1 protein-coding gene is annotated in these 272 nt (G+C 59.9%); it reads left to right on the forward strand.

Going from position 1 to position 272, the window contains the following annotated elements; all coding sequences use genetic code 11:
* The coding region (locus tag KVS69_RS19590; protein ID WP_217539685.1) for a co-chaperone GroES at window positions 1-272 on the forward strand (272 nt) is incomplete at both ends.

A 272-nucleotide genomic window follows, 5' to 3' on the forward strand; every position in this document is an offset into this window, starting at 1 on the left:
TCGAGTCTGAAGAGAAGACCACGGGCGGCATCATCTTTCCGGACTCAGCCAAGGAAAGGCCGCAGGAAGGCGAAATCGTCGCCGACGGTTCCGGCGCTCGCGATGAGGCCGGCAAGGTCGTCGCACTCGACGTCAAGGTCGGCGACCGCGTTCTCTTCGGCAAGTGGGCCGGCACCGAAGTCAAGCTCAACGGCCAAGACCTTCTGATCATGAAGGAAGCCGACATCATGGGCATCATCGGCAGATTTCCAGCCGGTTGCTTTCACTGTAAC

This window comes from Stenotrophomonas sp. GbtcB23 (genome assembly GCF_019091045.1).
Lineage (GTDB): Bacteria > Pseudomonadota > Gammaproteobacteria > Xanthomonadales > Xanthomonadaceae > Stenotrophomonas > Stenotrophomonas rhizophila_A.